Genomic DNA, 14,276 nt, shown 5'->3' on the forward strand with positions numbered 1-14,276 from the left:
GCGGCGTTCCTCAAAGCACTTGGCTTTGAGCTTCGCGTCCTTTCTCCACCAGGATCAAGCGGTCGCCGTCGATGTCGAAGACCGTGCGCGAGCAGTGATCGGGGCGGAAGGCCATCACCTCGGCCTGCTTCGTCGCCACCGAGACCGCGCCGTTCAGCGCGACGAAGTGGCTGAACACCGCCGCGCCGGCATGCTCCCGCAAGGCGGCGGCCACACCCTGGGTCCAGTCGACATAGTTCAGGTCGCCCTCGATCTCGTCCCAGCGGCCGCCGAAGGCCTGGCGCAACCAGCCCGGCCGATCCTCGGCTAACAGCGCCGCCGGGGTCGGGATTTCGCCGACGCGGGGATCGATCACGATGTCCACGCCCAACGCATCCGCCAGCGGCTCGGCCGTCTCCCGGCAGCGTCGCAGCGGCGAGGACACCACCCGGCTCGGTCTCTGTTCCTTGGGCAGCGCCAAGACCTCCTTGGCGATCGCCAGGGCTTGCAGAAGGCCCGTGCCGTCCAGGCCCGGATCTTCGTCCGCATCGCCCCAAGTGGACGCCGGGCGACCGTGGCGGATGACATGCACTCTACTCATGACGCTCAATCCGGAATGAAGAGGTTTCGAACGCCGTCGGGGTGCGGGCCGACCGAGCCGGTCCGCCCGACACCCTCGCGGCTTTCGAGATCGCGCAGCACTTCGGGATCGTCCGGTGTCTGGGCGACGAAGCGACGGCCCTGGTCGTCACGACCGATGACGATTCCCATCCGCACGCCCTCGCGGCCGTGGACGACGGTGTAGGTCTCGATGGTCGCCCGCCCCTCCGGCTTCTCGACGATCTCGGGATGCGGCAGGGCGTCGATCTGGGCCTGGATCACCGACGGCGACTGGCGCTCCCATTTCCCCTCGAACGGCTTGGTCGAATAGATGCCGACCGACTGCTTGGTCAGGAACCAGCCATTGGCGGTCGAGAGACCATAGGCGCCCGGCCGCTCTCGGAGTTTGGCCACCATCTCGGCGATGGCGTGCAGGGCGTAGTTGTTCCCTGGCCCACCGAAATACGGCAACCCGCCAGTGATCGTCAGGCCGCGCGGATCGTCCAGCGCCAGCCCGATCTCCTCGGCCCCGACCCGCACGGCCGATGGGAAGCAGGAATAGAGGTCGATGACGCCGAGGTCCTCGACGCCTATCCCCGCCATCTCCAAGGCCCGCTCGCCGGTGAGGCGCATGGCGGGGCTGGAGTGGTAGTCCTGGCGTTCCAGCGGGTACCAGAGGTCCGACGCGTCGGCGCAGCCGTGCAGGAAGACCCATTTATCCTCGGGCACGCCCAGTTCGCGCGCCTTGCGGACGCTGGTGATCAGGACGGCGGCCGACTGGTCCACCTCCATGATGGCGTTCAGGTACTTCGGGTACGGATAGCCGACCATCCGATTACGATCGGTCACCGTGACCAGTTCCTCGGCCGATCGCTCGACCGGGAACCAGGCGTACGGATTGGCGGCGGCGACCTGGGTGAAGGGCGCGAAGAACGCGCCCAACTGCTTCTGGTGATCCTCGAGTGAGCGACCATCCCGCGCCCGCAGGGCGTTCTCGAACAACGGATAGGTGTTCACCGGATAGCCAAGGCCGTGCGCGCCCTCCTGCCGGGTCACGCCCGGACGCGGGTCGCCGATCCGCTGCGGCGTGCTGGTGATGTCGTCGCCCCAGCCCTCGAAGCCCAGGCCGCCCTTCATCCGCTTCATCAGCGAGCCGAGGAACTCGGCGCCGGTCACCAGGGCCAGTTCCGACTCACCCTGAGCGATCCGTTCGCAGACGACGTTGACCGCCTGCTGGGGACTGTTGCCGCCCGTCTCGGTGTAGATGCTCCAATGCGGTGCAGCCGACACCGCCCGCGCCAGGGAGGCCGGCGGGTTCGCAAGGCGCGGCAAAGGCAGCTTCGACAACCCTCCCGGCGCGTCGATGCTGAACGCCACGACCACCAAAGCGTCGAGATCGGCAAGAACCGACCCTTGCAGTCCGGCATCGAGAACCGCACGTTCCGCCGCAACTTTCAGCAATTCGAGCGGAGATGGTGAATTCGCCGCATCGCCTCGATACGTGAATTGGCCCGCGCCGATCAAAACCGGTGTGTCGTCGCGCACTTCCACCCCCATTCAAACGTTCGTTGGGCGTGATCGTAGGCGCCAAACGGCGCGTCGCAAGGCCATTTGACCGTCATTCTGGAAATGCACATTCTGGCGGCGCCAGGCGCCCAGAAATTGATCACATGCCTGGAAGTCAATCGTTCGGTCAGATTTGTCGCGGGCCTTCGCTTGCGACGCTCAAGGCGGCGTGATGGTTGCGCCTCAGTGAAGGCGGTTCGCCGCCACGGGCCCGAAAGTGGAACCGATGAAGAAGATCGAAGCCGTCATCAAGCCGTTCAAGCTGGATGAGGTGAAGGAGGCCCTGCAGGACATGGGCGTCCAGGGCATGACCGTGCTCGAAGCCAAGGGCTATGGCCGTCAGAAGGGCCACACCGAGCTGTATCGCGGCGCTGAGTACGTCGTGGACTTCCTCCCCAAGATCAAGGTGGAGGTGGTTGTCGAGGACAGCCAGCTGGAACCCGCGCTGGAAGCCATCACCCGCGCCGCCCGGACGGGCCGCATCGGCGACGGCAAGATTTTCGTCTCGGAGATCACGGAAGTGATCCGCATCCGAACCGGAGAAAACGGCCCGGCCGCCGTCTAGAGGCCGGATCGTCTAACACTAAAGATAGCCTACAAAGGGGATACGGAATGACTACCGCCAAGGATATCCTGAACCTGATCAAGGAAAAGGACGTCAAGTACGTCGACGTCCGCTTTACCGACGTGCGCGGTAAGCTGCAGCACGTCACGTTCGACATCGACCTGGTTGACGATGACTTCCTGAATGACGGCACGATGTTCGACGGTTCGTCGATCGCCGGCTGGAAGGCCATCAACGAGTCGGACATGAAGCTGCGTCCTGACCTGTCGAGCGCGATCATCGATCCGTTCTATCAGCAGACCACGCTGGCCCTGTTCTGCGACGTCGTGAACCCGGACGACGGCACCCCCTACAACCGCGACCCGCGCTCGATCGCCAAGGCCGCGCTGAACTTCGTCAAGTCGGCCGGCATCGGCGACACCGTCTACTTCGGCCCGGAAGCCGAGTTCTTCATCTTCGACGACGTGCGCTGGTCGACCGCTCCGCACGACACCGGCTACTCGTTCGACTCGACCGAACTGCCGGTCAACTCGAGCAAGGCCTATCCGGAAGGCAACATGGGCCATCGCCCGGGCCCCAAGGGCGGCTACTTCCCGGTCAACCCGGTCGACTCGGCTCAAGACCTGCGCGGCGAAATGCTGGCCGTCATGGGCGAGCTGGGCATGAAGCCGGAAAAGCACCACCACGAGGTGGCCCCGGCCCAGCACGAACTCGGCCTGAAGTTCGACACCATGGTCGTGATGGCCGACCGGATGCAGCTCTACAAGTACGTCATCCACAACGTCGCCGCCGCCTACGGCAAGACGGCCACCTTCATGGCCAAGCCGATGTTCGCCGACAACGGTTCGGGCATGCACGTTCACCAGTCGATCTGGGAAAACGGCAAGCCGCTGTTCGCCGGTGACAAGTACGCCGGCCTGTCGCAGGAATGCCTGTGGTACATCGGCGGCATCATCAAGCACGCCAAGGCCATCAACGCGTTCTCGAACTCGACGACGAACTCGTACAAGCGTCTGGTGCCCGGCTACGAAGCCCCGGTGAAGCTGGCCTACAGCTCGCGTAACCGTTCGGCCTCGATCCGCATCCCGCACGTCGATAGCCCGAAGGCCAAGCGTCTGGAAGCCCGCTTCCCCGATCCGATGGGTAACCCGTACCTGACGTTCGTCGCCCTGCTGATGGCCGGCCTGGACGGCATCATCAACAAGATCGATCCGGGCGCTCCGGCCGACAAGAACCTCTATGACCTGCCGCCCCGCGAGCAGAAGAAGATCCCGGAAGTCTGCGGCTCGCTGCGCGAAGCCCTGGAAAGCCTGGACAAGGACCGCGCCTTCCTGAAGGCCGGCGGCGTCATGGACGACGATTTCATCGACAGCTACATCGAGCTGAAGATGGAAGAAGTGATGCGTCTGCAACTGCACCCGCACCCGGTCGAGTTCGAGATGTACTACAAGTGCTAATCGCTTAAGCGGCTAGACAATGACGAGGGCCGGAGAGCGATCTCCGGCCCTCTTTCGTTGCACCGCACAAGAACAGTGGCGGCGATGACTGGGAATGACTTATTACTTACGGGCAGCGACTGAACAAAATTGTCGCAACTTCGCAACATAAGCGACGCAATCGCGCGAATTGAGCAAAAACCGCGTGGTCCGCGATATCCCCGAGGGCGAGACTTGGCCTATCGCAGCGCAAACGGAATCGCCGCCAACGCCTCTGCTCAATCTGGCGACGCGGCGTCTCAAGATCATCACAGGATCTCTCCATGCCCCATGCCAACCGCACCCTTCGTCGCGCCCTGACGGTCTCCTGCGGCCTGACCGCCCTCGCCTCGGCCCTGGCTATCGCCCCGGCGGCCTTTGCCCAGGACACCAAGGTCGGCGAAGTGATCATCACGGCGCAGAAGCGCAGTGAAAACCTGCAAGACGTCCCGGTCTCGGTCGCCGCCATCGGCGGTGAGCGCCTGCAAGCCACCTTCGCCGCCGGCGACGACATCCTGGCCCTGTCGGCCAAGGCGCCCGGCCTCTACGCCGAGTCCTCGAACGGCCGCGTCGCCCCACGCTTCTACATCCGCGGCCTGGGTAACGCCGACTTCGACCTGGCCGCTTCGCAGCCCGTGTCGATCATCCAGGACGAAGTCGTCCTCGAGAACGTCGTGCTGAAGAGCTCGCCGCTCTATGACCTCGACCACGTCGAAGTCCTGCGCGGCCCGCAAGGCACCCTGTTCGGCCGCAACACCACGGCCGGCATCGTCAAGTTCGACACCATCAAGCCGTCGGAAGTCGAGAAGGGTCGCGCCTCGGCCTCGTACGGCAGCTTCAACACCTTCACGTTCGACGCCGGCATGGGCGGCCCGCTGGTGGAAGGCAAGGTCGCGGCTCGCGCCTCGGTCCTGTTCCAGCATCGCAACGACTGGATCGACAACAGCTTCACCAATAAGAAGAACGCCCTGGGCGGCTTCAGCGAGCGCGCGGCGCGCCTGCAGCTGCTGTTCACGCCGACCGAGAAGCTGGAAGCGCTGCTCAACGTCCACGGCCGCGACCTCAGCGGCACGGCGGCCGTCTTCCGCGCCAACGTGCTGACCAAGGGCTCGAACGCGCTCAATGGCAACTACGATCGCGATACGGTCGCCTACAGCAACACCGCCAACAATCCGCAGAAGTACAAGGGCTACGGCGCATCGGCCAATGTCAGCTACGACTTGGGCGTCGCCAAGCTGACCTCGATCACCGCCTATGAGAACACCCACGGCTACAGCCTGGGCGACATCGACGGCGGCAACCCGACCGGCCCGGGCTTCATCCCGTTCCAGTCGGACACCCAGGACGGCATCAAGAACCTGTTCCAGTGGACGCAGGAAGTCCGCCTGGCCAGCAACACCGACGGTCCTCTGACCTGGCAGGTCGGCGGCTTCTACTTCGACACGAAGTACGACATCCAGACGAACCCGTTCTTCATGCCGGCCACCACGCTGCGCCAGAAGAACAAGGCCTGGGCCGTGTTCGGCCAGGCCTCGTACAAGGTCAGCGACCAGCTGACCCTGACGGGCGGCCTGCGCTACACCGACGACGACAAGGACATGAACGTCGTGTCGGGCCCGAACAAGGCGCCCTCGGTGTCGGTGTCGGACTCGCAGGTCAGCTGGGACCTGTCGGCGTTCTACGCCGTCAGCGAGGGCGTCAGCGTCTACGCCAAGGTCGCTTCGGGCTTCCGTGGTCCGTCGATCCAGGGCCGCGACATCGCCTTCGGCTCGCCGGCCTCGGCCGCGAAGTCGGAAACGATCATGTCGTACGAACTGGGCCTGAAGAGCGAGCTGATGGACCGCCGCGTCCGTCTGAACGGCGCGGTCTTCGCCTACACCATCGATGACCCGCAGTTCAGCGCGGTTGGCGGCGGCAGCAACTCCAACCGCCTGATCAACGCCAAGAAGGGCGAGGCCTACGGTCTGGAACTGGACAGCGAGTTCGTGATCACCCCCGAGTTCGTCGTCACGGCCGGCTACAGCTACGCCCACACGAAGATCAAGGACAGCGCGCTGGCCGTCGCCGCCTGCGCGGCCTGCACGGTCACCGACAAGCTGAACGCCACCGGCCAGGCCCTCGTGAACGGCAACCCGTTCCCGAACGCGCCGAAGTACACTTTCGACTTCACGGCCCGCTACGCCTATCCGATCGGCGCCGGCGAGCTGTTCGCCTTTACCGACTGGAAGGTCCAGGGCTACACGAACCTGTTCCTGTACCAGTCGAAGGAGTTCTACTCGAAGAACGACTTCGAAGGCGGCCTGAAGCTGGGCTACGCCCATAAGGAAGGCGGCTGGGAAGTCGCGGCCTTTGCTCGCAACATCACCAACGAGAGCAACATCAAGGGCGCGATCGACTTCAACAACCTGACCGCCTTCGTCAACGAACCGCGCGTCATCGGCGTCTCGATCGACGCCCACTTCTAAGGCCGGAAGGCCTGGATAGACGGGAAAGGCCGTGGAGCGATCCGCGGCCTTTTTCTTTGGTTCTAGACCTTCAGGCCGTGGCCGCTGACCGGGATGGTCTCGAAGTGCTGCGGAAAGCCGGCGATGATCGGCCGGGCCTTGGCGATGGCCGCTTGCACGGCCGGCAGCTTCAGCGAGGCTGCGTGCGCCTCCTTGTCGGTCCAGACCTCGGTGATCCAGATCGCGTCGGCATTGGCGGGGTCCTTGGCGATGACGTAGCTGAGGCAGCCGGGCATATCATCCGTCCCCTCCCCCAGGATCGCCAGCAGGTCGTCGCGCTTGCCCGGCGCGGCCAGCATCTGTCCGATCAGTCCGTACATGGGTGTCTTCTCCTGGGCGCTGGCGGCGGGTGCGAAGGCGGCGATGGCCAAGCCGCTCGCCAGGACGTCGCGCCGCGCGATCATGGTGTCGGTCATGGGGAGATCCCTTCGAGACGCACCTTGGCAGGAGGCGCGTCCGATCGTGTCAGCAGCCTAGCCAGCCTTGCATTCGCCCTGGGCCGCGACGCTGGCGCCCGCCCCCGACGCCTGGCAGGCATTGCCATAGGTCTTGCCGTCGCAGCCGCAGACCGGCTGATAGATCATCGGGCAGACCTGCGGCTTCTTCTTGCAGACCCCGGCAGCATCAGCGATGCGCTTGCAGGTCCTGGCCTCCATCTGGCAAGTCAGTCCGGCCTCGCACTGGAAGCCGGCGAAGCCGCCGCACATGCCGCCCTCGGCCACCGGCTGGCGCGGCGACGACGGCGGAGGCGTCTGCCCAGGCGCACTCGATCCCGGCGCACTGCACGTGGTCAGCAGGATGGCGGCGAGACAGGCGAGCAGGCGGCGCATGAACGACCTCCGATAGACAAGCTGACCTTCTGAACGCACGAGCCGCGCTCGCGGCGCCGCGCAACGAAATTGCGGACAAATGCGTCGAAGCCGCGCCGTTTAACTTGATAACGCGGTTCTTTTCGTCTGTCCTTCCGGCCTCTTCGAGAGTCGGGGTTTTTCATGATCAGATGGCGTAACGCGGCGACCGCCGTGAGCCTGCTCGCGCTGGGGCTTTCGGCCTGCGCGACGACCGGGACTTCCAGTCCCGCCAAGACGGCCGCCGCGCCGGCCCAGAAGGACGGCAAGCCCGCCGAAAAGGCCGAGGTGAAGCCGCTGCCCAAGGGTCTGGACGGCCAAGCTTCGTCGGGCTTCCCGTCGACCTACGCGCCGCTGCCCTCGCGCGCCACGGCCTTCGTCGGCGCCACGGTGCTGACAGCCACCGGCCAACAGATCGAGAACGGCGTGGTCTTCGTCTCGGAAGGCAAGATCACCTCGGTCGGCGGTCCCGAGACTCCGATCCCGGCCGACATCGCCGTGATCGACGCCAAGGGCAAGTGGATCACCCCCGGCATCATCGACGCCCACAGCCACCTGGGCGTCTATCCCTCGCCGGGCGTCTCGGCGCGCTCGGACGGCAACGAGGCCACCGACCCGAACACCGCCCAGGTCTGGTCCGAGCACTCGGTCTGGCCGCAGGATCCGGGCTTCAACCGGGCCCGCGCCGGTGGGATCACGACGCTTCAGATCCTTCCCGGTTCGGCCAACCTGTTCGGCGGCCGCTCGGTGACGCTGAAGAACGTGCCCTCGCTAACCATGCAAGGCATGAAGTTCCCGAACGCTCCCTACGGCCTGAAGATGGCCTGCGGCGAGAACCCCAAGCGCGTCTACGGCGGCAAGGGCCGCTCGCCCTCAACGGCGATGGGCAACGTCTTCGGCTACCGCAAGGCCTGGATCGACGCGGCCGACTACGCCCGTCGCTGGGACGACTTCCGCGCCAAGCAGCAAAAGGGCGAGAAGGCCGATGCGCCCAAGCGCGACCTGCAGCTGGAGACCCTGGCCGGCGTCCTGAAGGGCGACATCCTGGTGCAGAACCACTGCTATCGGGCCGACGAAGAAGCCGTGATGATCGATATCGCCAAGGAGTTTGGCTACAAGATCACGATGTTCCACCACGCGGTGGAGAGCTACAAGATCGCGCCCCTGCTGGCCAAGGAAGGCATCTGTTCGGCCACCTGGGCCTCGTGGACCGGGTTCAAGATGGAAAGCCTGGACGGCATCGACGCCAACGCCGCCATCCTGTGGAAGAACGGCGCCTGCGTCGTCATCCACTCCGACGACCCGATCATGACCCAGCGCTTGAACCAGGAAGCCGCCATCGCCATGACGGCCGGCAACAAGCTGGGCTACGGCATCACCCGGGCCGAGGCGATCAAGTGGATCACCGCCAACCCGGCCAAGGCCATGGGCATCGGCGACAAGACCGGCACCCTCGAGCCCGGCAAGGCCGCCGACCTGGTGGTCTGGAGCCGCGACCCATTCAGCGTCTACGCCCAGGCCGAGAAGGTCTTCATCGACGGCGCGCTGATCTATGACCGCCAGGACAAGCGCTTCCAGCCCAAGTCCGATTTCGAGCTCGGCCAACCCGGCCAGGGAGCGTTCAACTGATGATCCGGTCTCTGCTTCTCGCCAGCGCCGCCTGCGCGCTGGCCTTCCCCGCCGCGGCCGACACGATCGCCATCGTCAACGCCCGCATCGAGCCCGTCTCCAGCGCCGCGATCCCGAACGGGACGCTGGTGATCAAGGACGGCAAGATCGCCGCCGTCGGCGCCGGCGTCGCCGTCCCGGCCGGCGCTCGTGTCGTCGACGCCAAGGGTGGGGTCGTCACGCCCGGCCTGATCGCCCCGTCCTCGAACCTCGGCGCGTCCGAGGTCAGCGGCGTCCGCGAAACCCGTGACGACGGCACCGGCAGCCATCTCAGCGCCGCTTTCGACATCAGCTACGGCGTCAACCCGGCCTCGACCTTCATCCCGTTCGCTCGGGACGGCGGCATCACCAGCTCGGCCGTTGTGCCGGTGCTGTCCGGAACCGGTGGCGGCGCTCACGAGCATGCCGACGACGGCGTGGTCGAGGAGATGACCGCCGGCGCCGCCGGTGACGGTGACCCGCCGCTGTTCGGCGGCCAGGCGGCGTTCATCCGCCTGAAATCCGGCGCGACCGACATCGTCGAGGCCTCCAAGCTGGCCGTCACCGTCTCGCTGGGCGAGAGCGGCGCACGGGCGGCCGGCGGCTCTCGCGGCGCGGACCTGATCCTGATCCGCTCGGCCCTGGAGGACGCCCGCGCCTTCGCCAGCCGCCGCGCGGCCTTCGAGCAGGGCGCCACGCGGGACTTCGGCCTCTCGCGCCTAGACCTGGCGGCCCTGATCCCGGTCGTGCAGGGCAAGACGCCCCTGCTGATCCGCGTCTCCCGCGCCGCCGACATCCGCCAGGCCCTGAAGCTGGCGGCCGAGGAGAAGATCAAGGTCATCCTCGAAGGCGTCGAGGAAGGCTGGCTGGTCGCCGCGGAGATCGCCAAGGCCGGCGTGCCGGTCATCGTCGATCCGCAGGCCGACCTGCCCGACAGCTTCGAGGCCCTGGGCTCGCGCCTGGACAACGCCGCTCGCTTGAATGCCGCCGGGGTTTCGGTGGCGATCAATGGAGCGCGGGACTTCAACAACCTGCGCCAGGAGCGCCTCAACGCCGGCCTCGCGGTCGCCAACGGCCTGCCTTACGCGGCCGGCCTGGCCGCCGTGACCCTGACCCCGGCCAAGATCTGGGGCCAGGACGGCAAGATCGGCTCGCTGGACGTGGGCAAGATCGCCGACGTCGTGGTCTGGAACGGCGATCCGCTGGAGACGACCAGCTGGCCGCTGAACGTCTTCGTCGGCGGCGTCGAGCAGCCGAAGGACAGCCGCCAGAACCAGCTGCGGGACCGCTACGCGGCCACCGACGGCAGCGGTTACCCGCCGGCCTACCGCTAAGTTACCCGGTCCGCCCCCAGCCAAGCTGGGGGCGGATTTCTCTTTTCAGGGGAAGCCGGTGAGCCCATACGAGGCCCCCGCGTTCGAATCGCCTAAGACTCCCTCCTGATGTCCTCCGATAAGACCCCTTCCCTGTTCGACGACGACGCCCTGGCGCCCGTCCCCGCCGCGCCGTTCCAGGCCAGCGTGGAGCCGCACGTCGAACCGACGCCGCGTCCGATCCCGCCGCCCCCGCCGTCCAAGGCCGCCCCGCCCCCGGCGCCGGCCAAGGTCAGCGCGCCCGGCGAGTACTCGGCCGCCGACATCGAGGTGCTGGAAGGGCTGGAGCCCGTCCGCAAGCGCCCCGGCATGTACATCGGCGGCACCGACGAGAGGGCGCTGCACCATCTGTTCGCCGAAGTGCTCGACAACTCGATGGACGAGGCCGTGGCCGGCTTCGCCAAGACCATCGAGGTCAAGCTCGACGCCGACGGCTATCTGTCCGTGAAGGACGACGGTCGCGGCATGCCCGTGGACCCGCACCCGAAGTACCCCGGCAAGTCGGCGTTGGAGGTCATCATGACCGTCCTGCACGCCGGCGGTAAGTTCACCGGCAAGGCCTATGAGACCTCCGGCGGCCTGCACGGCGTCGGCGCCAGCGTCGTCAACGCCCTGTCCGAGCGCGTCGAGGTCACCGTCTGGCGCGACGGCTTCGAGCACCTGCAGGTCTTCTCGCGTGGCAAGCCGCTGGGTCCGATCGCGCAGGTCGCCCCGTCCCGCAAGAAGGGCACCATGGTGCGCTTCAAGCCCGACGACGAGATCTTCGGCGAGGGCGTCGGCTTCAAGCCGGCGCGCCTGTACCGCATGGCCCGCTCCAAGGCCTATCTGTTCCGCGGCGTGCAGATCAAATGGGCCTGCGATCCCTCGCGCATCCATGACCAGACCCCGGCCGAGGCGGTCTTCCACTTCCCCAACGGCCTGGCCGACTTCCTGGCCGAGCGGACCAAGGGCCTGACCACGATCACCCCCGAGAGCTTCTCGGGCCGCATCGAGCGCCAGGGCGAGGCCGGCGCCGTCGAGTGGGCCGTGACCTGGACGCCCCAGGGCTTCGGCGAGCACGACGGCTTCATGCAGTCGTACTGCAACACCGTCCCGACCCCCGAAGGCGGCACCCACGAGAGCGGCTTCCGCGCCGCCCTGACCCGGGGCCTCAAGGCATACGCCGAGCTGAAGGGCGAGAAGCGCGGGACGATCATCACCGCCGACGACGTCGTCGCCCAGGCCGGCGCCCTGATCTCGGTGTTCATCAAGAACCCGGAATTCCAGGGCCAGACCAAGGAAAAGCTCTCCACCTCCGAGGCCCAGCGCTTCGTGGAAGCCTCGTTGCGCGACCCGTTCGACCTGTGGCTCTCCTCCAGCCCGAAGACCGCCCAGGCCCTGCTGGAATTCGTCATCGAGCGGGCCGAGGAACGCCTCAAGCGCCGCAAGGACAAGGAAGTCACCCGGGCTTCCGCGACCCGCAAGCTGCGCCTGCCCGGCAAGCTGGCCGACTGCGCCGGCGGCGCGGTCGACGGCGCGGAGCTCTTCATCGTCGAAGGCGACTCGGCCGGCGGCTCCGCCAAGCAGGCCCGCGACCGCAAGTACCAGGCCATCCTGCCCCTGCGCGGCAAGATCCTGAACGTGGCCTCGGCCAGCGGCGAGAAGTTCACCGCCAACAAGGAACTGTCGGACCTGATGCTGGCCCTGGGGGCCCAGGGCGGGAACAAGTATCGCGAGGAAGACCTCCGCTACGACCGCATCATCATCATGACCGACGCCGACGTCGACGGCGCCCACATCGCGTCCCTGCTGATCACTTTCTTCTACCGGACCATGCCGGACGTGATCCGCCAGGGGCACCTGTACCTGGCCCTGCCGCCGCTCTATCGCATCGCCCACGGCGGCAAGAGCGAGTACGCCCGCGACGACGCCCACAAGGACGAGCTGCTGGCCACGGTGTTCAAGGGCAAGAAGCCCGAGATCGGCCGCTTCAAGGGCCTGGGCGAGATGATGGCCTCCCAGCTGAAGGAGACCACCATGGACCCGAAGAAGCGCACCCTGGCCCGCGTGACCCTGCCGCGCCACGAGGAGACCGTGGAAGAGCTGGTCGAGACCCTGATGGGCCGCAAGCCCGAGCTGCGGTTCCGGTTCATCCAGGAGAACGCCGAGTTCGCGACGGCGGATCTGGATTTGTAGGTCGAAAATCCTCCCCCCAGCGGGGGAGGTGTCGGCGCAGCCGACGGTGGGGGAAGAAGCCGGGCCAGGACAAGTTCCCCCTCCGGCGCTTCGCGCCACCTCCCCCGCTAGGGGGAGGATCTGGACACAGCTCCGCCACCTCACGCGGTCTCCCGCTGAAGGTCTGGAAAGGGACGCGGAGCGCCGGGCTGCGCCCGGAGTGTGTGAAGCAAATACCGTTTCGACGAAGCCAGACGCTCCGCGCAGCCGTTATCCGGTGAGCCCTCGACGCGCGGGGTTTTAACCCGCTTCCGAAAGAGGCCCCCGACGGGCGGGCCAGGGCGACGACCCCGGTCCCGGAATGCATGGGCGATTTCAGCCCATGCCTGCCGCGTTCGCCGAACCCTCGCCGCTAGCGCTTTGCCCCATGTTTCAGGGAACCCGCTTCTGGATCCGTCGCGAAGGCGAGCCTCTCTAAAGAGACCCGGCGAGCGCTTCCCGCTCGACCACCCCTGACAGCCGTCTCGATCGCCGGCCGGACGTCCCTTTCAAGCCATCAGGTGAGAAGAGGATACGGCAGGTTTTGTGGCGGGGGATAAGGCGCGGCGAACGCTCGTCTAACGCTCACCCTCTCCCCTGGGGAGAGGGCGGGGCCCATGCGCAGCATGGGAGGGTGAGGGACCAAGCCACTCACCGACAAAATCACGAAAAGTCAGGGGCTTGCGCGGACTCAGGACCGGCTTCGCCCATCCCCTCACCCTCCCGCGCCTACGGCGCGGGCCCCGCCCTCTCCCTACGGGAGAGGGTTCCCAACGCCCGTCCCCGTCGACGAATTGCCCCCCTGCTCCGCCCGCATCCGGTAGGCCATCACCGCCGTGTGCCCCAGTTTCTCCACCAGCCGCCAGTTGACGATCGCCCCCAGCGGCGCGCCGACCACGGGGATGAACTGGGCCAGTTTCGCCAGATCGATGTGGTCGCGGTACTGCTGCTGGAAGGCGCGCCAGTCGAAGTCGTCCAGATGCTGGGGATGCGGCCGCGCCTCCCAGTCCTCCAGGGCCGCGAACACCCCGGCCCGGTGCTGGCTGTCCGAAAAGGCCAGCTCGAAGACATGCAGGATGAACAGGCGCTCGGGCAGCTCGGTCCCGTCGTGGCCGAAGATCGCGGCGATCTCGAACAGCAGCTTGATCTTGAAGCTCATCAGCAGCGGGAAGTCGGCCGCCGCCAGCAGGAAGCCCCCGGCCCCGGTGATCCCGCCCTCGGCCGCCGCCGCCTTCTTCCAGCCGTCGATGGCCTTGGCCGCCCGCGCGCGGCGCTCGTCCGGGGTCAGGCCGTGAAGCGGTGACCCCGTCGCGAAGTCCGAGCCGACCAGCAGCGCCCGCGTCATCCCCTCGATGGCCGTGGTGATGGCGGCGTGGACCTTCTCGGGGATGATCCGGTTGATCCGCTGCTGGGTGGCGCGGGCGAGGTTGTTCAGCGGGCCTGGGGGCTTGGTGAGGTCAGCGCGCCAGGTGAGGAGGTCGGGGGAGAGGGGCAATTTGGACGATCACCGGTTGCAAGCGCACTCA

Annotated in this window: 11 protein-coding genes and 1 pseudogene; 6 read left to right on the forward strand and 6 right to left on the reverse strand. The window is 66.7% G+C overall.

What is annotated here, in order from left to right:
• Window positions 1–10: 10 nt before the first annotated feature.
• Window positions 11–580 carry a histidine phosphatase family protein gene (locus AC07NN_RS09275; RefSeq protein ID WP_494639828.1) on the reverse strand — a complete coding sequence of 190 codons (570 nt, stop codon included), beginning with the start codon at window positions 578–580 and terminating at the stop codon, window positions 11–13.
• 5 nt (window positions 581–585) lie between these two features.
• Window positions 586–2,136, reverse strand: a complete 1,551-nt coding sequence (locus AC07NN_RS09280; protein WP_494639830.1) for an acetyl-CoA acetyltransferase — start codon at window positions 2,134–2,136, stop codon at window positions 586–588.
• Between the two features lie 235 nt (window positions 2,137–2,371).
• On the opposite strand from AC07NN_RS09280, the gene AC07NN_RS09285 reads away from it, so the two are divergent.
• The 3 genes from AC07NN_RS09285 (at window position 2,372) to AC07NN_RS09295 (ending at window position 6,650) form a co-directional block, all read left to right on the forward strand.
• Complete coding sequence (locus tag AC07NN_RS09285) at window positions 2,372–2,710, forward strand: P-II family nitrogen regulator (protein WP_047405922.1); 339 nt, start codon at window positions 2,372–2,374, stop codon at window positions 2,708–2,710.
• Window positions 2,711–2,757: 47 nt separating this feature from the next.
• Entirely contained in the window at window positions 2,758–4,167 is a 1,410-nt protein-coding gene (glnA, locus tag AC07NN_RS09290) for a type I glutamate--ammonia ligase (RefSeq protein WP_494639832.1), read from the forward strand.
• 302 nt (window positions 4,168–4,469) lie between these two features.
• Window positions 4,470–6,650: a TonB-dependent receptor gene (locus AC07NN_RS09295; protein ID WP_494639834.1), complete on the forward strand. Its 2,181-nt coding sequence runs from the start codon at window positions 4,470–4,472 to the stop codon at window positions 6,648–6,650.
• Window positions 6,651–6,712: 62 nt separating this feature from the next.
• Here the strand turns inward: AC07NN_RS09295 and AC07NN_RS09300 are convergent, their stop codons facing one another.
• Window positions 6,713–7,105 carry a putative quinol monooxygenase gene (locus tag AC07NN_RS09300; RefSeq protein ID WP_494639836.1) on the reverse strand — a complete coding sequence of 131 codons (393 nt, stop codon included), beginning with the start codon at window positions 7,103–7,105 and terminating at the stop codon, window positions 6,713–6,715.
• 57 nt (window positions 7,106–7,162) lie between these two features.
• Window positions 7,163–7,519 carry a Kazal-type serine protease inhibitor family protein gene (locus AC07NN_RS09305; protein ID WP_494639838.1) on the reverse strand — a complete coding sequence of 119 codons (357 nt, stop codon included), beginning with the start codon at window positions 7,517–7,519 and terminating at the stop codon, window positions 7,163–7,165.
• Window positions 7,520–7,681: 162 nt separating this feature from the next.
• On the opposite strand from AC07NN_RS09305, the gene AC07NN_RS09310 reads away from it, so the two are divergent.
• The 3 genes from AC07NN_RS09310 (at window position 7,682) to parE (ending at window position 12,732) form a co-directional block, all read left to right on the forward strand.
• The gene (locus AC07NN_RS09310; protein ID WP_494639840.1) at window positions 7,682–9,166 is read left to right on the forward strand and encodes an amidohydrolase; all 1,485 of its coding nucleotides are present in this window, start codon (window positions 7,682–7,684) and stop codon (window positions 9,164–9,166) included.
• On the forward strand, window positions 9,166–10,518 hold the full coding sequence (locus tag AC07NN_RS09315) for an amidohydrolase family protein (RefSeq protein WP_494639842.1): 1,353 nt from the start codon (window positions 9,166–9,168) through the stop codon (window positions 10,516–10,518). The genes AC07NN_RS09310 and AC07NN_RS09315 overlap by 1 nt, the downstream gene beginning before the upstream one ends.
• A gap of 105 nt (window positions 10,519–10,623) precedes the next feature.
• Window positions 10,624–12,732, forward strand: a complete 2,109-nt coding sequence (gene parE / locus AC07NN_RS09320) for a DNA topoisomerase IV subunit B (RefSeq protein ID WP_494640066.1) — start codon at window positions 10,624–10,626, stop codon at window positions 12,730–12,732.
• A gap of 7 nt (window positions 12,733–12,739) precedes the next feature.
• Here the strand turns inward: parE and AC07NN_RS09325 are convergent.
• Window positions 12,740–12,860: pseudogene (locus AC07NN_RS09325) on the reverse strand (NlpC/P60 family protein); the annotation flags it as partial.
• 644 nt (window positions 12,861–13,504) lie between these two features.
• Entirely contained in the window at window positions 13,505–14,245 is a 741-nt protein-coding gene (locus AC07NN_RS09330) for an EcsC family protein (protein WP_494639844.1), read from the reverse strand.
• Window positions 14,246–14,276 lie beyond the last annotated feature (31 nt).

The sequence above is a fragment of the Caulobacter sp. GW821-FHT09H08 genome, from assembly GCF_059415885.1.